Below are 20,566 nucleotides of genomic sequence, written 5' to 3' on the forward strand. Positions count from 1 at the left end.
ATGCTCCGCTCGCTGCTAGTTGCTTTTTTGTTGATTTTGCTGGCGCCTGCCACTACCCTAGCCCAATCCATCAGCGGCCGCGTCACGGACGCCATTACCGGGCAGCCCCTACCATTTGTGAATATTGGCGTGGTAGCCAAGGCACTGGGCACTGTTTCGAGCGCGCAGGGCACGTACCAACTGGCTTGCCCCGATAAGCTGGCCGCTGATACGGTGCGTATTTCCAGCCTCGGCTACCGCACGCTGAACGTACTTCTGCGCCAGCTCGCTACGCAGCCTAACCTGGCGCTTAGTCGCGCGCCCGTAGCCCTGGCCGAAGTGCAGGTGCAGGCTAAAAACCTGTTTAAGCGGACGCGGACGCTGGGTTTTACTGGCAACTCGGAAAGCGCGACTATGTCCATCAAGTCTACTGACTTGGGAGCCCAAGTGGGTACCGTTATCTACCTCAAGCATAAGCCCTCCAAGGTACTCACGGCCAATTTTAATGTGGCATTTAACCGGGCGGGCAAGGTTACATTTCGCCTGAATCTGTACCGGCTCGATGCCCAGGGCAAGCCAACCGATGAAAAGCTGCTGCGCCGCGAAGTAGTGCTCAATACCGACGTCACGAAAGGCCCCATTTCCATTGATTTGGCGGCCGACAAAATAATTCTGGAGGAGGATTTTCTGTTGGCCATCGAGTGGATTGGCGGAGCCGATGCCGCCAAAATTCAGCAAGGATTGGCTTTTTCGGCGGGCTTGGGCTACGCCAACAACGACATTTACTTCCGCACCGTGAGCCAGGCGGCCTGGGAGCGCCTTTCGGCGGGGGCCGTGCTGGCGGGCATGCAGCCCAAGCTAGGCTTTTTTGTAACGGTGCAAGACTAACCCTGCACGCTACCAAGCTGATGACCCACTACACGAAGGCTGCTTTGCGCCGCGCCGCCCTACCCCGCCGTCAAGCCCTGAGCCGCGCCGAGGTAACCCAGCGCAGCCAGCAGCTGTGTGACCAGCTGTTTCGGCATTTTTTGGTGGGGCAGTGGCGCTGGCTGCACGTTTTCCTACCCCTGGCTTTAAAAAACGAGCCCGATACCTGGCCGCTCATCCACCGCGTATGGGCTGAGGCGTTGCCGCTGCGCTTGGCGGCACCCGTGGTGCAGCCCGATGTCATCTCGCTGAGACACTACGAATTAACTCCTACCACTCCGCTTCGTGCCAACCGCTGGGGTATTCCAGAACCAGTGGCTGACCCAACTACGGAGGTAGCGCCCGCGCAGCTAGAGGCAGTGCTGGTGCCGCTGCTGGCCTGCGACCAGCAGGGCCAGCGCGTAGGCTACGGCGGCGGGTTCTACGACCGGTTTTTGGCGCAGTGCCAGCCCAAGGCAGTTTTTATTGGGCTGAATATCCTGGATGAGGCCCCGGTAGCAGCCATTGCCGACGTGCTGCCGACGGATGTAGCGCTGCACGCCTGCCTTACGCCGAGCCGAGTGTGGAATTTTGGGTGAAGGCGCATCAAGAGGGTAGCTGTTGCCTTTGGTAGCGCCGGGCAGAGGCACGGCGCGGGCAGCGGGCCCTCCCTACCCCCCTTGTTTCGTATGGCTGCCATTGAACAATCTGTCCCCAACCAAAGGTCAGCGCAAGCCAAAGCTGGCAAAAAACCGCGTGCCCGTAAGCATACTTTTCGGCTCGACATGACGCCAATGGTAGACTTGGCTTTCCTGCTGCTGACGTTTTTTATGCTCACCACCACCTTCGCCAAACCCCGCGTGATGCAGCTCACAATGCCGGTGCGTGACCCGAACCACCTCACAGAAATAGGGCACTCGCAGGCCCTGACTATTGTGCTAGGCACGGCCCACCGGGTGTACTATTACTTTGGGCTGCACGCCCCAGCCGATGCCAGCGTGCCCGTGCCCATGCTGCACACCACCGATTTTAGCGCCCGCGGCATCCGGCGGGTGTTGCTGGCGCGGCGCAGCCAGCGGCCCGAGCCAGTGGTGCTTATCAAAGCCGGCCCGCACGCCAAATACCAGGATATGGTGGATATTTTGGACGAAATGAACCTTACGGACCAGAAAAAATACGTCCTCACCGAGCTAAGCGCCGCTGACCGCCAGTTGCTACCTGCCGCCGAGCAGCGCTAGGGTTTTAGCAGCCGCACCGACTCGATGCGGGCTTGGCCCCAGGGCGCAATGCTGACCTGCACGCGCAGCGGCGGGCTGGTTTTGCCCAGCCGCAAGGGGCTACTGCCGGGCACGTAGTAGCGCTCTAGGTTGTAGCGCAGGCCCAGGCTACGGGCATACACCTCGGTAACCCAACCGCGCAACACGGCTTGGCCGGCAGCGGGGTGGGGGGTAGCCTCGTACACGCCGGCCACGGTGGCAAGGCTGTCGGGGCCAGTGGCGAGCAGCACGTACACGGCCTGGCGCCGCCGGGGGGGGGTAGGGCTGCGCCAGGCCGTGAGGGGCACCTCGGCGGCGGTGTAGTGCAGGCGCACGAAGCTTTCGTACTGCAAACTGTGCAGGTCTACGGGGCTAGTTGCCAGTGTAATATGCTGGCCATAAGCCGTGGTGGCGTAGCCGGCGCCGGCCACGCCTAGCACATAAAGCACTTGGGCGGCTACCAGCAGCCGCAGCAACAGCCGGTGCGAGGGGTTCGAGCGCGTCTGCATTAGTTGTCGAGGCCGTTTTCAGGAGTAGGCAGCGGGGCCACCGCCACGGCAGCCACGCTGGCGGCTAGGCGCTGGGCGTTGCGGCGGCGCAGGTACCAGCTCAAGCTGAGCAATAAGACGCCCCCAATTAGGAAAAACAGCGACTTATCCAAGAATGCCCACGTGAGCTTGAAATACGCCACCATGGTGGCCACAATGAACAGCACGGCGCCCAGCGTCAGTTGCTCGGCATTGCCCGAGCGGTGGGCGCGGGCCAGCATCGAGCCGGCGTGGGCGTAAAGCACCACCAGCGTAGCAATAGCCAGCGGCAGCCCACCCGGCAGGTAAAACCCGGGCAGCAACAGCAGCCAGTCGGGCAAAGACGATAGCCGGCCCTGCATCCGCTTCCCCCCCACCGAGATGGCCAATACCGCCGCCAATGCACCCAGGTAGGCTAGCACTGGCGGGCGCAGCAACCCGGCGTACTGGTCGGTTTCGCCAAACAGTGCCAGGCCCAGCGCAAACAGGTAGGCCGCTACCAGCGGGGGGCTTTGCAGCGCGCGGGCCCCTGGGCGGTCGCGGTGCCAGTCGCCGGCCGCGTAAATGAGCATGGCCGGAATGAAAAACCAAGTGATTTTGGCGTGCGAAAGCGCGACCCACAGCGCCGCCTGCCACAGCAGCCCAATGGCCAGCAGCGAAGCCACTAGCGTATCGGGGCGCCGCCACCAGCGGTAGCCGCTGCCCAGCGCCACTAGCCCCATGGTGGCGTAGCTAAACGTGCCCAAGGCCTGGGTACAATAGGTTTGCACAGCAGCCCCGATGAGTATTGGCAGCAACGTCAACGGCTGGCTGTCATATAAATAACTTAGCAGTACCCCCGCTACCACCCAGGCCAGCAGGCCACTCACATCGTAGCCCACTAGCTGGTACAGCTGGCTGGTGAGGATAATGCTGGTGCCAAACGCGACTAGCCCCAGCCCTAGCAAGCCATGGCCCAGGCGCCGGTTGCCGCGCCGCAAAAAATATTCGCCGCCCGTGTAGGCAGCCAGTAAGCTGCCCAGCAGCAGCCCCAGCCGCATAGTGGTGGGTAGCGACTGCCAATTGGCAGCTACCACGCTCAGCGCACTCAGGCCCACTAAGATGCTACCCAGCAGCGGCAGCAGGCCCACAGCTTGCACCGCTTCGGGGGGGTAGCGAGCTAGCAGGCGCGCGCGCTGGGCTTCGGTGATGAGGCCTTCGGTGACCCAAGCGGGGCTTTCGGTTTCGAGAAATTTACGACTCATGCTGAGGGCAACATACGGCCGCCGGTGCGTGCAGTGCGGCTTCCACCAGTTCTTCTACCAACGCATCGAGGCCGTGGTACCAGTCGATGTGGGGCGAGGTAACACCGCAGCCGCCCGGCTTGGGCGGGCACGTCGTCACACGCCAGCGGTAGTGGCACTGCGGGCACGTGCCGGCCGTTTCAAAGGTATCCCACACGTGCCCGCAGCGGCACTGCCAATGTGCTCCGCCATCGGGTTCCCAGTGGCAGTGGGGGCAATATATCTCGATGGTTGAGTCGGTGGGCATAAGGGATAAATTAGTGATTATTATCGCTTTACGCAGGCTTGCGGGCGCGGGTCATCTCACGCTTGCCGGGGGGGCCGGGCAGCTTTTCGGTGAGCCAGCCCGCCGCCCGCAGGTTGCGCCGAAACTGGCCCTGGGCGCAGTAGCTCACCAGCACCGCGCCGGGTGCGGCGGCCGCGTAGAGCGTGGCAAATACTTCTGCCGTCCACAGCTCGGGCTGCTTTTCGGGGGCGAAGGCGTCGAAATAAAATAGGTTGTAATAGCCGGCCGGCAAACTAGCCGCCTGCACCGGCGCCTGTATTTTGGTCAGGCTAAAACCGGGCGCTAAGTCGTCGGCCTCGCCCCAGGGTGCGGCGTGCAACTGCGCAAACGCGCGGCTAAGCGCCGGGTCGGCGGCCCACTGTGGCGCCAGGGCGGCGACCGTGGCGGGGGGTAGGGGCACGGTTTCGTAGCCGTCGTAGGCTACGGCCACCCCGGCTTGCTGGGCAGCAGCTAAGGTTAGCAAAGCGTTAAGCCCCGTGCCCAGCCCCACCTCCAGCAGCCGCAGGGGTAGCTGGCCCGGCTGGCCCAAGCCCGCCGCCATCACCGCCGCCAAGCCCGCCGCCAGAAACACGTGGCGCGACTCCTGCGCCGCGCCGTGGCGCGAGTGGTAATGCTCGTCGAGGGCCGGCACGTAGAGCGTGGGCGAGCCATCGGCCGTGGCGCGCACCTCTACTTTTGGGCTTTCCAAAAATTGCTCACTGCTCATTCGCTTACGCTTTTCGGCGGTTAATTAACTGTTTCTTGAAACCATGGCCCGCGTAAAAATAGCCCTACCCCCCGCGTTTTTCTTCCGCACCGCGGTGCCTGTGCGCATCACGGACCTCAATTACGGCGCGCACCTCGGCAACGATGCGCTGCTGAGCATCCTGCACGAGGCGCGGGTGCAAGGGCTGGCGCACTTGGGCGTGAGCGAGTTTGACCCGGCTACCAAGTTGGGGTTCATCATGGCCGACGTGGCCATCGAGTACAAGGCCGAAGCCTTCTACGGCGACGTGCTGCACCTCGACCTGGGCGCCGCGGATGTGGGCAAGTACGGCTTTGATATGGTCTATCAAGTCAAAAACCAGGCAGGCAAGGAAGTAGCCCGCGCCAAAACCGGGATGCTGGCGTTTGATTATAACACGCGCAAGCTGCGAGGGCTACCGGCGGAGCTTGCAGGGTATCTTAGCCCACCAACTACCTACTAGCCACGTTCTAATAATTAGAAAATTTACTGATTTATTCCTCAATATGGCTTCTATCTTACAAGCAGTTACCAGGATAACGCTTTTAGGTAGCCTAGGCTTCGTGACGGCCTTGCCCAGTGCCGCCCAAAATAATGTGCCTCCACCCCCAGGATGGCCGTACCTACTGAGCAACGGTAAGCAAGTGACCCTTTCGGAAGCAATCCAGCAACGAATCGTCCGTCCGTGGCAAGTTATTTATGACCAGCATATAGACGGCTGGGTGTTCGTCAGTTTCACAGTCATGCCCGACGGCGTGGTGAAAGATGCACGTATTGCCGAAAGCCTGCAATATGATTGTGATGTTGCGGCCCTGCTGGCGGTGCGGAAATTACCCCCATTTGAGCCGCTTGCACAAGCGGGCAAACCTGTTGCTACCTACATGACTGTTCCAGTAAGATTTAACTGGCGGGCCAAGCATCAACCGATAAAGTAGCGATGTCGTCCTTCTCAATGGGAACCCAACGCATTGGCTGTTTGTATCTTTGTACTTATGCTGCTCGAACTCGAACTCGCCCCCGCTAAACGCGACATCCGCAAAACCTCACCCGACGACCTCAAGGCGTTCATGGTGGAGCACGGCGAAAAGCCGTTTCGCGCCAAGCAGGTGACGGAGTGGCTGTGGAAAAACACAGCCGGCTCGTTCGAGGAAATGAACAATATCTCGCTGAGCACCCGCGAGTTGCTCGCTCGGCACTTTGTCATCAACGGGGTGGCGGTGCAAAACCAGCAGCTCTCGAACGATGGCACCATCAAGTCGGCGTTCCGACTGCACGACGGCAACATCGTGGAGGGCGTGCTCATTCCGCACGACACGCGCATGACGGCCTGCATTTCGTCGCAGGTAGGCTGCTCGCTCACCTGCAAGTTTTGCGCTACCGGCTACATGGACCGCAAGCGCAACCTCGACGCGGCCGAGATTTATGACCAAGTGGTGCGCATTCGAGAGCAGTGCGAGGCGCAGTACGGCACGCCGCTCACCAACATCGTGTACATGGGCATGGGCGAGCCGCTGCTCAACTACGCCAACGTGGTGGAAAGTGTGCGCCGCATCACCGCGCCCGACGGCCTGAACATGGCCCCGCGCCGCATCACCATCAGCACCGCCGGCATTGCCAAGATGATAAAGAAGCTGGCCGATGACGACATTAAAGCTAACCTCGCCCTGAGCCTGCATGCGCCCAACGACGTGAAGCGCAACGAGATTATGCCCATCAACGAGGCTAATTCGCTGGCAGCGCTCAAAGACGCTTTGCAGTACTATCACCAGAAAACGGGTCGCAAGGTTACTTACGAATACATTGTATTCGAGAACTTTAACGATGGCCTGGAGGATGCTGCCGAGTTGTATACCATCTCGAAATGGCTACCTTGCAAGATTAACCTCATCGAGTACAACCCCATCGAGAACGCTGCTTACCAGAATGCCGAGGCCGACAAAATCACGGCCTTCCATAAGTACCTGGCCGACCGCGGCGTGCAAACCAACATCCGCCGCTCGCGGGGCAAGGACATTGACGCTGCTTGCGGCCAGCTCGCGAATAAGGAAAAGGCTGAAGCGGCACTTTAGAGCAGTTCGATACTCGTTATTTCGCGCACTTTCTGGTATTGCTGCGTGTCGGGTTGCAGTATTTCTACTTCTTCCCAGGATACCCGCGCCTGCTGACCTTGTAGCTGTGGTAGCTTGCGTAGCAGCTCATCTGCTTTGTCGAACTGCCGTATCCAAGTAAAGTACGATTTTTCGGCTTTATTAGCTTGAATTTCCAGCAACGCTATCCCTGTACCTGGTTTGCTCAGGGTACCGATTTTGCCGACTGTTTGACCCGTGGTTGCGGCCGTCGATTTGGTAGCGTCTTCCTTATCGGCCATTGCCATAAAATAGCCCATCGACGCAGGGCAGTCTTGCACCAATAAGGCTCCTACTTCCTCGCCCATCGTGCGCATGGTCACCTTATTGCTAAGGGCCTCTTGGCCATAAGCTTGTTTAATTATGTTCATATTTTTACCCGCCACACCCCCGAAGCACGCCACAAAAACCTGCTGAATTTGGCTTTTCGCCATTGTTTCGGGTTTCGTGACGGCCGTTTTCTTAGTAAGGCATGTGCACATATCGGCCGATAATTGCTCCTTGACAACCTCTTTGGTTTGGGCTAAGGCCCACTGCGCTTCTATAGTTAATAAACTAAAAATCAGAAATGTATATTTACGAAGCATGCGTTTAAAGAAATAAAAAAGAAAAATATCGGTCAAATATAAGTGTAGCACTATAAGTAGCACCAGGCCTAACAGCTATTATACTGTTACGGTACGCGACCTTCGGGGCTAGCGCTTGGGCACCACTTTTCCAAAGCGATAAGCAAACTCCAGGTAAGCCGGGTAGATGCCGCCGAGGTCAGTAGCATAGAGCAGCCCTAGGCTGCCACTAGCACGGGCCGCGGCAACGCGCGCGCCCAGCAAGCCGCCAATTCCTTGCCCAACGATATACGTTTCGTCGATGAGAAAAAACCGGCGCGACACGCGCACGGCCCCGCCCAGTACTACCACCGGCGTGCTGCTGGTTTCGCCCCGGGCGAAGGCATAGCCCAGCCCGGCCGTAAGGTTGGTATCGGCGGTGCCGTAGGTCGCTACGCCGTAGCCAATGCCTGCCCCGTAGCCGAAGGCATTGGCGTAGAGCAGGCCGGCGCCCACACTAAACTTCTCGGTGACGGGCACGCTCACTTTGGGGGTAACGGCAAAGACATTCAGCCCTAGGCCCGGTATAATAGGCACGAGTACCCCAACCGATATATTGTTGGTAATGCCGTAGTTGGCACCTACTAGGTACACGTCGATGTCTTGCACGTAGCCTTCGCCCCGGCGTAGGTTGCGGGCGGTAGGGGCAAAAAATAAGCGGGTGCCATTGCCTACGTCATCATAGCCGCGCCGGGCCTGCTCGGCACTAATTGGCACTAGCTGACGCAGGTTGGCGCGCTGTACCGTCACCACTCCCAGGTCCTTGGTATCGAAGGTGAGGTCGAGGCTGGTAGCCGCTCGCAGCGTGCCTAAAAAGCTGGTTCCCGAGCGCAGCTCCACGCTGTACGTCTGCCCAATAACTTCCGTGCCCGGACCAATGAGCGCTGAGGTAGGGAGAGTAGTGGGTTGTGGTGCGCCCGGCAAAGCCGGCTGCTGCGCCCACGCCGACCCTGCTATTACCATCCAACACCCCACCGATAGTAAAAATAGACGCATCTAATCAGCAGCAGTGGCAATGTGGGTCACTACTGTTGTAAAGATGCGAAGAGGCAACGAGGTAGTTGCAACTATAATTACCTGAAATACAGACTTTAGCTAAACACGTTTTAGCCAACGCCTAAACAACAAAACAAGGGTTTACACTATTGTAAATCAATACGTTATCCTGAAAATTATCAGTTTTCTACCTGACTTTCAATCCGCTATCCCTACCCCTGCCAGCGACCCTCACTTGGGGGGCGACCGGTAGCTTTTTCGCCTTCCGACTCGCCTTTGGGCACCTCGCGCACCTCAATGCGCACGGCGTGAATCTTGGGCTGTACCCGCTGGCCAAAGGCATCGGCGAACTCTTGGGTAAACTCGGCGCCGAAGAAGATAATGAGCGAAGAATAGTTGACCCAGACCAGTAGCACAATGGCCGAGCCCGCCGCCCCGAACGCCGAACCGGGGTTAGCCTTCGATATGTAAAAGGAAATCAAGTACTTGCCGATAATAAACAGTACTGCCGTGATAAAGGCCCCAATGCCTACATCGCGCCAGCGAATAATAGCATCGGGCAAGAACCGGTAGATGAGCGCAAAAAGCAGGGTAGTAACAATTAGCGAGAGGCTAAAATCGACGATGCGAATGGCGATTACGCCTGCCTCCGGGATGTGCCGCTGCAACCAACCCGTAAATACGCTCAGTACAGCGCTGACTACAAAGGAGATAAGTAAGAGTAGCGCCACGCTCAGAATGAGGCCAAACGAGAGCAGCCGCTGCTGCAAATACTGCCCAATGCCAATACCCTCGGTTTTCACCTTCAGGTTCCAGATATCGTTGATGCTTTCTTGCAGCGTTACGAAGAAGGTAGTAGCCGCAAAAATCAGCGTACCAAGGCCAATAACAGTGGCGAGCCCACTCTTTTGCTGCAAGGTGAATTTGGCAATACTTTCTTGCAGAAACGCCGCCGAATCGGCCCCCACCAAGCCTTTGAGCTGGCCATAAATTTGGCCCGTTAGCGCATCGCCGCCATACACGGCGCTGGCCGTGGTGATGACGATGAGCAGCAGCGGCGGCAGCGAAAAAATGGTGTAGTACGACAGCGCCGCGGCGTGCCGGAAGGAGTTGTTGGTACTAAACTCAGAGGCCGACGACTTGAGAATCGCCAGAATATCAGAGAATTTGTATTGAGCCATTGCATCAGCAAAAAAAGTGCGGTACCCCTGCCCAACAGGCGGGCGGCTGGGCGCGCCTACCCCTCCGTTGTGCGGGGAGGGGTAGGCGGGTAGGGCCTGGCACCTAAAGGCGGCCCCAGCTTGAATACGGCGGCGGCAGTTTTTTGCCCGAAAAATGTTCAAAAAAATAACCTACTCTGCGCGAAGCGTCCAGCTTAACGTTTCAATGGGGCTTTGGTGCAGCGCGGCGGCCAGCGCGGCATCGTCCCGAAATTGTAACTGCTGCAACTGCTGAGCTTCTACGCTTACGGCCAGCTCATTAGCCGCAAACGGCCACGGGCTGACGACCACCTTTGTACCCGGCCCGGCAGGCTGCCGCACCACGTGCGCGGCGCGGTGCCCATGGCCCAGTGGCGCCGGATAAATTTCGACCGCGCGGCCCATCTCCGGCATCTCGTGGCGGCACAGAATGAGCGAGAGCCGGTCGCACCAGTGCAGCAGGTCGTAGGCCTGGCGCACCTGCGTTTTGGTGAGGCGCAGCTCCTTCGTCCAGCGCGCCTGGCTGGCGTGCAGCTCGTCCAAAAAAGCGGTTGTGGCCGGGCGGCTACCCCGCAGCGGCTCGTACAACGTACTCAGGTGCAGGCTAGTAAGCAAGCTGCGCCAGCGCCCCTGGAAGCGCGCCGCGTGTAGCACCCCGGCAGCCTGCTCAATCGAAAACTCCTGCTGGGTGAAGTTGGCGGGGGCGCCGACGGGCGTGAGGCCATGGTGGCCGCCGCGCCCGTGCCAAGCGGCCTGCTCGTCGTCGTGCTGGGCCGTGGCAGCCAGTAGGCCCACCCAGCGGTCGGGGGGTAGGAAGGGCGGCCAGGCCCAGGCCAGCTGCGCGGCTAGCAGGGCGTGCGCCTGCTGGTAAACTATTTGCCAGCCAGTGGGGGTTGGGTTTACTATCATCGCAAAAAAACGGCGCCGCGCCCGCACTTATTGGGGGCAGCTCGGTTGTGCATACGCCCCGGCGGCGGCCCGAGTTAGCGCGCCTGCCGTGCGGACCGGGCGGCTGGCTCCCGTAGTTTTGCGGCCCCTACCCCCTCGGCATGATTCCAGATATCCAGCAAATTATTGACAACCCGCTGGCGGCGCTCGCCCTCGTGGGCAACCTGGTTATCATCGAAAGCCTGCTGTCGGTTGATAATGCGGCCGTGCTGGCCACGATGGTCGGCGACCTCGACCCCGAGCAGCGCAAAAAAGCGTTGCGCTACGGCATTTTTGGGGCGTATGTGTTTCGGGGCCTGTGCATTCTGTTTGCGTCCTACCTCATCGAATTTTGGTTTTTGAAACCCCTCGGCGGCTTGTATTTGCTGTACTTGGTGTGGGACCATTTTCGGGCCGGGCCCGCGCCCGACGAGGCCGACGGCGAGGCCATTGAGAAGGAAAAAAGCTGGCTCTACAAGAGCACCCTGGGCCTAGTGGGGAAGTTCTGGGCCACTGTGGCGCTCATCGAGCTGATGGACTTGGCTTTTTCCATCGACAACGTATTTGCCGTGGTGGCTTTCACCAATAACTTGATTCTCATTTGCGTGGGGGTGTTTATCGGCATCTTGGCTATGCGGCTGGTGGCGCAGGCCTTCGTGGTGCTCATGGGCAAGTACCCGTTTCTGGAAACGGCGGCGTTTGTCATCATTGGCATTTTGGGGCTCAAGTTGCTGCTTTCGCTGGTCGAGCACTTCCTGCCTGCGCACCCGTTTTCTACCTTCCTCAGCAGCGAGACCGCCGACGTGGGCCTGACCGTGCTCACGGTGGCCGTGTTTGGGGTGCCGCTGCTTACGTCTCGGCTGCTGGGCTGGCCCCGCCGCTTGGGTGGGGGGTAGGCTGCCAGCGGCCTGCGGGCCGCAAGATGAGCCTGCTATTTTTTTAATGTTCTTCACTATTTCGAATTCTACTGCAGGATTCTCCTCTATTTGCTGACCGCCTTCCGCTCGCTCGCGCACCGCAATTTTCGTTTGTACTACGCGGGGCAATCGGTGTCGCTCATTGGCACCTGGATGCAACGACTGGCCGTGAGCTGGCTCGTGTACTCGGCCACGCATTCGAGCGTGCTGCTGGGAGTAGTGATGTTCGCGGGCCAGATTCCAACGCTAGTGCTGGCACCTTATGGCGGCACCGTGGCCGACCGCTACAGCCGCTACCGCGTGCTGCTCGCCACTCAAATAGCCTCATTTGTACAGGCTTGCCTACTGGCCGGATTGGTCCTGAACGGCTCCTACAACACCTGGGCGGTGGCAGGCCTAAGCCTGTTGCTGGGCACCATCAATGCCTTCGATATTCCGGCGCGGCAGTCGCTCATTGTGGAGCTGGTGGACGACCCTACCCACCTCGCCAACGCCATCGCGCTCAACTCGACAATGGTGAACCTAGCCCGGTTGCTGGGCCCAGCCGTGGCGGGCCTGCTGCTCACGTACTTCGGGCCAGGGCCGTGCTTTGTGGTGAATGCGCTCAGCTTTGGGGCCGTTATTGGGTCGCTGGTGCTCATGCGCATCGTGCCGCGGCCGGCCCGCACGCACCGCCCCGGCGCCTGGGAGGGCCTGCGCGAAGGCTGGACCTACCTCCGCGGGGTGCCCGGTATACGCCGCCAAATTTGGCTGATGGCTGGCATCAGCTTCTGCGTGATGCCTTTTGGCACGCTGCTGCCGGTGTTTGCCAAAGATGTATTTCACGGGGCGGCAAGCACCTTTGGCTGGCTCAATAGCCTGTCGGGGCTAGGGTCGTTGGTGGGAGCATTTTACTTGGCTTCGCGGCCGGCGGGGGGTAGCCAGCGGCGGCTCATCAGCTACGCGGCGCTGGGGTTTTGCGGCAGCTTGCTAGGCTTTGCGAGCAGCCCGCAGCTGGGGGTAGCCCTAGGGTTTATTACGCTCAGCGGGGCAGGCATGATGCTCTTCATTGCGGGCACCAACACCTTCGTGCAAACCAACGTGGACGACCGTATGCGCGGCCGCGTGCTGAGCTATTACGTGATGGCTTTCCAGGGCATACAGCCACTGGGCAGCCTGCTGGTAGGCTGGCTTGCGCGCCACCTGGGCGCGCCGCACACGGTGCTGCTACAAGCCACGGCGGGGCTACTAGTCGTAGCTGCTTTTTGGCGAAAAAGTCAGTGGCGCGCCTCCTCAAGCCTTGCTGCTCCTGCTTGACTTAGCGGGCGCGCTACTCGGCTTTAGCCAGCAAATTTCAACACCTGTAAGTTAGTAGCTGGCCCTATTCTATTCCTGACTTGGATTTGGCCGTGTGGTTATCAGAAGTATGGCCCAGGCGATACCCTACCCCCAGCCGGGCAGCGAAGTTGGAGCCAAAGAAAAAGTCGACGAACCTGGCGTCAGTCCGTCCTCTACTATTGCTATTAGAATACAGCTGTCCGTCGAGTAACAACGTCAGGCGTTGCCAGCGCCAGCCCAACCCGAAATTGGGTAACAGCGTGGGCGTAGCATAGCCCATACTCTCAGTGTCTGGTATAACGGGTAAGCCATTGGTAGAGGTTATGGTCGGGCTCAGCACTCGATTGAACTCATAGCCTATGCTGAAAACTAGTGCTTGGTCGTGCGCCAACGGTGCGAAGTAGCGTACTCCGAGGCGAGCCGTAGCCAGCCACGCTCGGTAGTCGAAATAGCTATAAAAGACGTTACCACTATTGTCTATGCCCAAAAATTGGGCACTGCTGCTGTGAAATGGACTCAGGCTCAATTCGCCATAAATCGCCGTGGTGCGGCTGGGCTGCACTAGCTCGGCATAGAGCCCACCAAATGGATGCACGCCGCAGTCGGCACACGCTCCGTTGGTAGAGTAGGCAAAGTTTTCGATACGATTATAGCGAGTACCAGCCACTATACCAGCCTGAAACGCCTGCTTGCGGCGGGGGGTAGCCTGCGCGAGCCAGCTACGAAAGGGAGCCTGACCCGGCGCACACGTTTCATCATAAGCGCGCACTACCCCTACCATGCCTGCGGCTGTAAAAGCCGCCGTAGCTGCTGCCTGGTAAGCAGCTGGGCAGTCGCCTACATACTGCCCTAGCTGCGCATGGTAATCGTTGCCTTCCGTAATAGCCCAACCTCCGCTGGGCATTTGGCGCAGGTAGCGGCGCTCGCTCAACTCTAGCACCGGCTGGCCCGGGCGGCGCAACAGAAAATGCGTCACCCGTGGCCGCGCTACCCGCCATAGCATGAAGGGACCTTCCACGAGTACTTCGGCCAAGACCGAATCTATCTGCACATCGTGCTGATTCCCTCTGGACAACATCGAGAGTTGCGTTTCGGCGGCGTGGTCGATAGGAAGGGCTTCATAGCGAAAGTACCGTCCCTGGCTAAAGCTTACTACTCGTAGTTGGCGGGGCTGCCACAATATGCTCGGGCTACTAGCACTGAGCCGGTATCGAATAAAAGTCGGTGGCTCATTCCAGAAACCATTCTCGATTTCACCCCGCAACGTATCGCCGTTACTGCGAACTAGATAGCCAGGCTCATACACCTGAGCTAAAGCATTATAGGTAGTTATAATAACTAGAAACAGAACACCAAATAAGCGTAATAGCACAAGGAATAAGCTGGGTGAAAGACGAAAGTACCGGTAAATACCTATACTCCTCTAGCTACCCAGCATTGGCCACCTGCTTACACTGCTACTGGCTCGCGCAAGTGCACCAGCATGTCCTGCGTCATCTTTTTTAAGTTATATTCTGGCACCCAGCCCCAATCGGCGCGGGCGGCACTGTCGTCGATGCTGGCGGGCCACGAATCGGCAATGGCCTGGCGGCCATCGGGCGCGTAGCTGACGCGGAAATCGGGCATTTCCTGCTGAATGGCGGCCGCGATTTCGCGGGGCGAGAAGCTCATGGCACCGAGGTTATAGCTGGTGCGCACCCTGATATGTTCGGCCGGCGCGTGCATGAGGTCAAGCGTAGCCTTGAGGGCATCGGGCATGTACATCATGGGCAGGTAGGTATCGGGCTTGAGAAAGCACTCAAAATCCTCGCCCGCCACGGCCTTGTGGTAAATATCCACGGCGTAGTCGGTGGTGCCGCCGCCGGGCAGGCTCTTATAGCCGATGAGGCCGGGGTAGCGTAGGCTGCGCACATCGAGGCCGTGGTGGCGATGGTACCACTCGCACCACTGCTCGCCGGCCAGCTTGCTGATGCCGTACACCGTATTGGGGTTCATCACTGTCAGTTGCGGGGTATGCTCGCGGGGCGTGTCGGGGCCAAATACGGCAATGGAGCTGGGCCAATACACCTGCGGCACCTGGTACTGCACAGCTAGGTTCAGCACGTTCAGCAGGCCATCCATATTGAGCTTCCAGGCAAACATGGGGTCTTTCTCGGCCGTGGCCGACAGCAGCGCCGCGAGGTGGTATACCTGGGTGGGGCGGTACTGCTGCACCAGCACCTCTAGGCGGTCTTTATCCAATACGTCGAGCAGTTCGAAGGGGCCACCAGCCAGGGCCTCGGGGTCGCGCGGGGGGCGCACATCGGCGGCGATAACCTGCTCGGGCGCATAGCGTTGGCGCAGGGCAGCGGTCAGCTCCAGGCCCAGCTGGCCGCAAGCGCCAATCACAAGTACGGTGCCGGGTGTTCGAGAGGGGGTAGGGGCGCTGGGCGAAATATTCATAAAAAGCAGACAGGGTGAGAGGGGGGTAGGGAAGAGCGCTGCAAAGATACGGCCAGGGTGAAGGCCGGGGTTTTGCGACGGCGTATGCACTGGCTTGCCGACCTTTGCCTTATTCACCGATTTTATTCCTACCCCACCCCATGTACGGCACCCTTCAAACCGACTTGCAGCAGCAGTTGCAAGAGATAAAAGACAACGGTCTCTACAAAAAGGAGCGCGTAATTACTTCGCCCCAAGGCGCTAAAATCGACACCCAGGAAGCCGGCGACGTGCTTAACTTTTGCGCCAACAACTACTTGGGTCTCAGCTCGCACCCGGAGGTGATTAAGGCGGCCAAAGAAACCATCGATACCCACGGCTACGGCATGTCGTCGGTGCGCTTCATCTGCGGTACGCAGGATATTCATAAGGAGCTGGAAGCTAAGCTAGCCGAGTTTCTGGGCACCGAGGATACCATCCTCTACGCCGCCGCTTTTGATGCTAACGGCGGGGTGTTTGAGCCGCTGTTTAACGAGCAGGACGCCATTATTTCGGATGCTCTCAACCACGCCAGCATCATCGACGGCGTGCGCCTGTGCAAGGCCCAGCGCTACCGCTATGCCCACAACGACATGGCCGACCTCGAAAAGCAGTTGCAAGACGCCGTGGCCAAGGGCACGCGCCACCGCATCATCGTTACCGACGGCTCATTTTCGATGGATGGCACCATCGCGCAGCTCGACAAAATCTGCGACCTGGCCGATAAGTATCAGGCGTTGGTGATGGTAGACGAGTGCCACTCGATGGGCTTTTTGGGCAAAACTGGCCGCGGCACCCACGAGTACCGCGACGTGATGGGCCGCGTCGACATCATTACGGGCACGCTGGGCAAGGCGCTGGGTGGGGCCATGGGCGGCTTCACCTCGGGGCGCAAAGAAATTATTGAGATGCTGCGCCAGCGCTCGCGTCCCTACTTGTTTTCCAATACCTTAGCGCCGGCCATTGTGGGCGCCAGCCTGCGCGTGCTGGAACTGCTGACCGAGAGCACCGCCCTGCGCGACCAGCTGGAGGAGAACACCACCTACTTCCGCCAGCAGATGACGGCGGCCGGCTTCGACATCACGCCCGGCGAGCACCCCATTGTGCCCGTCATGCTCTACGAGGCCAAGTTGGCCCAGGAGTTTGCCGCCAAAATGCTCGACGAGGGCATTTACGTGGTTGGTTTTTACTACCCCGTGGTGCCACAGGGCAAGGCCCGCATTCGGGTGCAGTTGAGCGCGGCGCATACCCGAGCGCAGCTCGACAAGGCAATTGGCGCTTTCCAAAAGGTTGGCCACGAGCTTGGTACCATCAAGAATTTGGCAGCCGCCGCAGCCGCCCCCACCGGCCCACAGGTGGTGCAAAACACGCCGTAAGCAGCCCGAAGTAAGCCCTAAAAAGCCCGTCATGCTGAGCGCAGCAGCATCTCTACTGAATTGCCGGATTACTATCCCAACGACTCGGTAGAGATGCTTCGCTGCGCTCAGCATGACGGACTGTAGCCTTCTACCCCCTAGGCGGCACGGAAGCCCGTGGCTTGCCGAATGCTGCGCTCGTTGCCGGTAGCGGCATCGGCGTAGGTGTGGTCGCTTACTTCTACCGACAAGTGCTTGCCGATGAGCTGCTTGGTATCGAGGGCTTTGCCGGCTTCGGGCTTGATGCCGACGGCCGCATACAACTGCAAAATAATAGGATGGCCCGCCTCGGAATTGTAGAAGCGCTGCGTAACGTAGCCTTCTTCGCTTTCCATGCGGGCCGCAAAAAACGGCACTTGCTGGTGCTCGCTCACACCTTCTTCGATGGCGGTAATTTCGACCGTGTAGCGGCCATCGGGCAGGAAACCTTTTTCTTCGCCTTTTGCAACTTCGATTTTCATAACACTAAATTTATTGGGAGGTTTGAGCTAATTACATTGGCTTAAACGGCGGTTGCGCCTCAGGGTTATGGCGAGGGGTAGGGCCGGGCCGGCCAGCTGCCTAGCTAGCCCCTAATCGCTGTGCAGAACCTTCCATCAAGAAGTATTGATAGGACCGGCCTTTCTCCCTTACTGAGCAGCGCGCAGCACCAACCAAGTAGTTTCTACGTGCTTGGGCCTGCCAACCCGCCCAAGCAGGCCCGCTGGCTGTGCTGCTCGGGTGGGCCACCGAGCCAGCTTAGCCGCAGCGCATGGCCCCATAGCCACCAGAAGTGGAGTTTTGCAACGCTTGGTTTGGCTAATCCTGTGTCGTAATTTGTTGATGCGCTGCTTATATATCGGTCTGTAGAATTATTTTTTTGCGCGCGTTATTTCTATTATATCTGGTAACTTACTCTGTATGAGTCGCATATTCTTAGTTGATGACCACGCCATCGTGCGCGATGGCATTCGGGCGCTGCTAGCGGCCGAACCGAACATTGAGGTAGTAGGCGAGGCCAGCAATGGGCAAGAGCTGCTCGACCAGCTGCCCACTACCCCTGCTGATGTGGTGCTGCTCGACATCAACATGCCCGTGCTCGATGGCCTAGCTACTACCCTGCGCTTGCAGGCCGAATTTCCGCACGTGCGGGTGCTCATCCTTTCCATGCTGTCTCACGAACGCTACATCGGGCAGCTTTTCGAAGCGGGAGCCTTGGGCTACGTACTCAAGAGCGCCGACAAACCCGAAATTCTGGGCGCTATTCAGATGGTGGCCGCGGGCAAGTATTTTTTGTGCAGCGACCTGGGCTTGAGTATGCTGCGCAAAGTGCTTACCAAAGCCGAAGAGCCTGCTCTGCTGCCCGGTGCCCTCGAAGTGCCTCTGAAGGGGGGCCACCTGTCGCGCCGCGAAACCGAGGTACTGCACTTGCTGGCTGAGGGCATGACAACCAACGAGATTGCCGAAAAGCTCTTTACTAGCAAGCGCACCATCGAAACCCACCGCCAGAATATCCTGGAAAAAACCCAAACCAAAAACACCGCCGCCCTCATCAAGCTGGCCATGATACAGGGCCTGCTCACGTAGGCACCTAAGCCCTACCCCCCGTAAAAAAGCCGGCCCCCAGATTCTGGGGGCCGGCTTTTTTACGGGGGGTAGAGTGGCTATTTGCTGGCCGTGGGCTGGCGGCTGGGGCCGCGGCGGCTAGTAAGGCCCCCTTTGCGGCCGGCCGCACGGGCTTCTTCGGGCGTCCATTTGTGGCCCTGGCCACTAGCGTGCGATGCCTTGCCACCTTCGCTGGCAATGCGGCGCTGCTCGGCGGGGTCCATGCTGGCAAAGCCCCGGCGGCTGGTGCGGCTGCCGTCGCCGATGCGAGCGGCGGGGCGGGTTTTGGCAGTGGCTTTAGTGGCCGAGCCAAGGCGGGCAGCTCCGAGCGGTGCGTTTGCCTGGGAGTGAGAAGTTGAGCGAGCAGTTTCCATAATATGAGGTAAGAGAAGAGAAAATGACCTGGTAGTTGGCAGTGGTTGCCTTCTGGCAGTCTAAAGTAGAGGGTGCACCGCAACTACACTTGATAAATGCCTTATTTTCAGAATAATTACCGACTTATACGGAGCACCTGTTGCGCATTTGTAGCCCAGTGCTACGGGTAAACCACTACACTTGCGGAAAACACGTAGCTCGACCATAAGGCATTCTTTTCGGCTTCCGCGCCAACCCACCTAACTGCGGAAAATACGCAACTAAAAACAGGTATTTCTACGCTGTTAATCAGCCGGTTAATTTTTTCATAATTGCCCTTCTAGCGTATACCTTTGCGAAGTACAGTTAGCAGAGTTATCCGATGGCCGATTCTTTCTTTCTGCTTATTCTGCCCATGCGTACGCTCACCATTCATTTGGGTAGCTACCAAGGGCACATGGGCCTAAGCCTGCGCGGCGACTGCGCCACCGCGGCCGACGCCAACCACCTCGACAAAGCCCTCAACCAACTCCTCGATAGCCACCCGACCCAAGTGTGGGTCGATTGCCAACAGCTACACTCCCTAACGTGGCTGGGCCAGCGCGCCCTGCTTAAGGCCGATACCCGCTTGCGCGCCGCGGGCACTACCCTGCACTGGTGCGGGCTAGCCACCTCCATGCTCGCGCAGCTGGCTGCCAGTGGCCTGAATTCGATGCTGAACCTGCTGCCCGCCGATGGCTTTCGAGGCCCGCGCTTTTTGCTGCCGACCCTTGCCAGCGATGCCCCCGCCCAGCTAGCTTGGTAGCTGGGGCCCGGCCAGCAGCCAGGCTTGTAGGCGGCTTTTGAGTTCGGCTGGGGCCAGGCCCCGGTAAATTTCGCCGTGGTGCACCAGGCTAATTTGCCCGGTTTCTTCGCTTACTACCAGCACTACCGCATCGGTGGCCTCGCTGAGACCCAGCGCTGCGCGGTGGCGCAAGCCCAGGGCAGCGGGCACCTCCGGGTTTTGGCTTACGGGCAAGATGCAGCGGGCGGCGCGCAGCCGGCCCTGCGCCACTATCACGGCGCCATCGTGCAGGGGCGAGGTTTTATTGAAAATAGCCAGTAGCAAGCGCTTGCTAGCGGCAGCATCGAGGTGGTCGCCCGACTCGGCATAGCTGCTAAGGTCGGAGGCCAGGGTAAAGCAAATAAGGGCGCCGGTTTCTTTGGCGGCCAAGCTTTTGGCGGCTTCCAGGTAGGGCGCCACATCGAGGGCATTGGGCTGCCGGCTGGGGCGGCGCCACCAGCCGCCTACGCCGCTGCCGCCTTCGAGGGCCACCTTGCCCACATTAAGCAAAAACCGCCGGATTTCTTGCTGAAACAAGATGATGCTGGCCAACACACCCACGCTCGCAAACTCGCCCAAAATGCTGGACAGCAGCCCCAAGCCCAGCGCATTCACCAGGATATAAACCAGGTAGAGGCTCAGCAGGCCCAGCGCCACGTTGAGGGCCACCGAGCCGCGCAGCAGCTTGTAGAGCTGGTAGAGCAGCCCGGTTACGAGCAGTACATCGGCTACATCGGCCAGCCCTACGTGCAGAAAATAAAGGGGGTAGGGAAGGTTCATCAGCTAATGGTTAATTTATTCAATGATTAATGGCAACCTTTACTACATTCTTCTTGAGTACCAAGTAGCTGGAGGTAGCAAGAAGCCCAGCATTCGTTATTA

At 59.2% G+C, this 20,566-nt stretch carries 24 protein-coding genes; 11 read left to right on the forward strand and 13 right to left on the reverse strand.

Features of this window, described 5'->3' with window-relative positions:
• The 3 genes from GO988_RS07540 (at nt 1) to GO988_RS07550 (ending at nt 2,123) form a co-directional block, all read left to right on the forward strand.
• Nucleotides 1–867 (forward strand): carboxypeptidase-like regulatory domain-containing protein, encoded by an 867-nt coding sequence (locus GO988_RS07540; protein ID WP_157563798.1) that lies wholly within the window; start codon nt 1–3, stop codon nt 865–867.
• Between the two features lie 20 nt (nt 868–887).
• Nucleotides 888–1,484 carry a 5-formyltetrahydrofolate cyclo-ligase gene (locus GO988_RS07545; protein ID WP_157563800.1) on the forward strand — a complete coding sequence of 199 codons (597 nt, stop codon included), beginning with the start codon at nt 888–890 and terminating at the stop codon, nt 1,482–1,484.
• Nucleotides 1,485–1,574: 90 nt separating this feature from the next.
• On the forward strand, nt 1,575–2,123 hold the full coding sequence (locus GO988_RS07550; protein ID WP_157563803.1) for an ExbD/TolR family protein: 549 nt from the start codon (nt 1,575–1,577) through the stop codon (nt 2,121–2,123).
• On the opposite strand, the gene GO988_RS07555 is transcribed toward GO988_RS07550, so the two are convergent.
• From GO988_RS07555 to mnmD, 4 genes are read right to left on the reverse strand one after another with little or no spacing between them, the layout of a single operon-like run.
• Nucleotides 2,120–2,650, reverse strand: a complete 531-nt coding sequence (locus GO988_RS07555; protein ID WP_157563804.1) for a GDYXXLXY domain-containing protein — start codon at nt 2,648–2,650, stop codon at nt 2,120–2,122. The genes GO988_RS07550 and GO988_RS07555 overlap by 4 nt on opposite strands.
• A complete protein-coding gene (locus tag GO988_RS07560; RefSeq protein ID WP_157563806.1) occupies nt 2,650–3,912 on the reverse strand; it encodes a DUF2157 domain-containing protein in 1,263 nt (420 codons plus the stop codon). Before GO988_RS07560 ends, GO988_RS07555 begins: the two co-directional genes overlap by 1 nt.
• Nucleotides 3,902–4,198, reverse strand: a complete 297-nt coding sequence (locus GO988_RS07565) for a hypothetical protein (protein ID WP_157563808.1) — start codon at nt 4,196–4,198, stop codon at nt 3,902–3,904. Before GO988_RS07565 ends, GO988_RS07560 begins: the two co-directional genes overlap by 11 nt.
• A 28-nt stretch (nt 4,199–4,226) precedes the next feature.
• Nucleotides 4,227–4,925 carry a tRNA (5-methylaminomethyl-2-thiouridine)(34)-methyltransferase MnmD gene (gene mnmD / locus GO988_RS07570; RefSeq protein ID WP_232341440.1) on the reverse strand — a complete coding sequence of 233 codons (699 nt, stop codon included), beginning with the start codon at nt 4,923–4,925 and terminating at the stop codon, nt 4,227–4,229.
• 61 nt (nt 4,926–4,986) lie between these two features.
• On the opposite strand from mnmD, the gene GO988_RS07575 reads away from it, so the two are divergent.
• The 3 genes from GO988_RS07575 to rlmN are packed head-to-tail and all read left to right on the forward strand — an operon-like array spanning nt 4,987 to nt 7,030.
• Nucleotides 4,987–5,424 (forward strand): thioesterase family protein, encoded by a 438-nt coding sequence (locus tag GO988_RS07575; RefSeq protein WP_157563811.1) that lies wholly within the window; start codon nt 4,987–4,989, stop codon nt 5,422–5,424.
• A 43-nt stretch (nt 5,425–5,467) separates the two neighbouring features.
• On the forward strand, nt 5,468–5,896 hold the full coding sequence (locus tag GO988_RS07580) for an energy transducer TonB (RefSeq protein ID WP_157563813.1): 429 nt from the start codon (nt 5,468–5,470) through the stop codon (nt 5,894–5,896).
• 57 nt (nt 5,897–5,953) lie between these two features.
• The gene (gene rlmN / locus GO988_RS07585; protein WP_157563815.1) at nt 5,954–7,030 is read left to right on the forward strand and encodes a 23S rRNA (adenine(2503)-C(2))-methyltransferase RlmN; all 1,077 of its coding nucleotides are present in this window, start codon (nt 5,954–5,956) and stop codon (nt 7,028–7,030) included.
• Here the strand turns inward: rlmN and GO988_RS07590 are convergent.
• From GO988_RS07590 to GO988_RS07605, 4 genes are all read right to left on the reverse strand, one after another.
• Nucleotides 7,027–7,710, reverse strand: coding sequence for a hypothetical protein (locus tag GO988_RS07590; protein ID WP_157563817.1), 684 nt, complete (start codon nt 7,708–7,710; stop codon nt 7,027–7,029). The genes rlmN and GO988_RS07590 overlap by 4 nt on opposite strands.
• 72 nt (nt 7,711–7,782) lie before the next feature.
• On the reverse strand, nt 7,783–8,688 hold the full coding sequence (locus tag GO988_RS07595; protein ID WP_157563819.1) for a hypothetical protein: 906 nt from the start codon (nt 8,686–8,688) through the stop codon (nt 7,783–7,785).
• A 212-nt stretch (nt 8,689–8,900) separates the two neighbouring features.
• Nucleotides 8,901–9,869, reverse strand: coding sequence for a YihY/virulence factor BrkB family protein (locus tag GO988_RS07600; protein WP_157563821.1), 969 nt, complete (start codon nt 9,867–9,869; stop codon nt 8,901–8,903).
• A gap of 171 nt (nt 9,870–10,040) precedes the next feature.
• Nucleotides 10,041–10,796 (reverse strand): DUF3891 family protein, encoded by a 756-nt coding sequence (locus tag GO988_RS07605; protein WP_157563823.1) that lies wholly within the window; start codon nt 10,794–10,796, stop codon nt 10,041–10,043.
• A gap of 140 nt (nt 10,797–10,936) precedes the next feature.
• On the opposite strand from GO988_RS07605, the gene GO988_RS07610 reads away from it, so the two are divergent.
• Nucleotides 10,937–11,710, forward strand: coding sequence for a DUF475 domain-containing protein (locus GO988_RS07610; RefSeq protein ID WP_157563826.1), 774 nt, complete (start codon nt 10,937–10,939; stop codon nt 11,708–11,710).
• 90 nt (nt 11,711–11,800) lie between these two features.
• Entirely contained in the window at nt 11,801–13,027 is a 1,227-nt protein-coding gene (locus GO988_RS07615) for an MFS transporter (protein ID WP_157563828.1), read from the forward strand.
• Between the two features lie 64 nt (nt 13,028–13,091).
• Here the strand turns inward: GO988_RS07615 and GO988_RS07620 are convergent, their stop codons facing one another.
• Both GO988_RS07620 and GO988_RS07625 read right to left on the reverse strand, forming a co-directional pair.
• Nucleotides 13,092–14,126, reverse strand: a complete 1,035-nt coding sequence (locus tag GO988_RS07620) for a hypothetical protein (protein ID WP_157563830.1) — start codon at nt 14,124–14,126, stop codon at nt 13,092–13,094.
• 371 nt (nt 14,127–14,497) lie between these two features.
• Nucleotides 14,498–15,490 (reverse strand): NAD-dependent epimerase/dehydratase family protein, encoded by a 993-nt coding sequence (locus GO988_RS07625; RefSeq protein WP_157563832.1) that lies wholly within the window; start codon nt 15,488–15,490, stop codon nt 14,498–14,500.
• Between the two features lie 140 nt (nt 15,491–15,630).
• Here GO988_RS07625 and kbl point away from each other — a divergent pair, with 140 nt between their 5' ends.
• Nucleotides 15,631–16,884 (forward strand): glycine C-acetyltransferase, encoded by a 1,254-nt coding sequence (kbl, locus tag GO988_RS07630; protein ID WP_157563835.1) that lies wholly within the window; start codon nt 15,631–15,633, stop codon nt 16,882–16,884.
• 137 nt (nt 16,885–17,021) lie between these two features.
• On the opposite strand, the gene GO988_RS07635 is transcribed toward kbl, so the two are convergent.
• Nucleotides 17,022–17,384: a hypothetical protein gene (locus tag GO988_RS07635; RefSeq protein WP_157563837.1), complete on the reverse strand. Its 363-nt coding sequence runs from the start codon at nt 17,382–17,384 to the stop codon at nt 17,022–17,024.
• A gap of 439 nt (nt 17,385–17,823) precedes the next feature.
• On the opposite strand from GO988_RS07635, the gene GO988_RS07640 reads away from it, so the two are divergent.
• Entirely contained in the window at nt 17,824–18,489 is a 666-nt protein-coding gene (locus GO988_RS07640) for a response regulator (protein WP_157563840.1), read from the forward strand.
• A gap of 77 nt (nt 18,490–18,566) precedes the next feature.
• On the opposite strand, the gene GO988_RS07645 is transcribed toward GO988_RS07640, so the two are convergent.
• The gene (locus tag GO988_RS07645) at nt 18,567–18,881 is read right to left on the reverse strand and encodes a KGG domain-containing protein (RefSeq protein WP_157563842.1); all 315 of its coding nucleotides are present in this window, start codon (nt 18,879–18,881) and stop codon (nt 18,567–18,569) included.
• Between the two features lie 362 nt (nt 18,882–19,243).
• On the opposite strand from GO988_RS07645, the gene GO988_RS07650 reads away from it, so the two are divergent.
• Entirely contained in the window at nt 19,244–19,666 is a 423-nt protein-coding gene (locus GO988_RS07650) for an STAS domain-containing protein (protein WP_198172571.1), read from the forward strand.
• Here GO988_RS07650 and cdaA read toward each other — a convergent pair.
• Nucleotides 19,655–20,464: a diadenylate cyclase CdaA gene (gene cdaA, locus GO988_RS07655; RefSeq protein WP_157563847.1), complete on the reverse strand. Its 810-nt coding sequence runs from the start codon at nt 20,462–20,464 to the stop codon at nt 19,655–19,657. The two genes, GO988_RS07650 and cdaA, sit on opposite strands and share 12 nt — an antisense overlap.
• Nucleotides 20,465–20,566 lie beyond the last annotated feature (102 nt).

The organism is Hymenobacter ginkgonis (genome assembly GCF_009755225.1).
Taxonomy (GTDB): Bacteria; Bacteroidota; Bacteroidia; order Cytophagales; family Hymenobacteraceae; genus Hymenobacter; species Hymenobacter ginkgonis.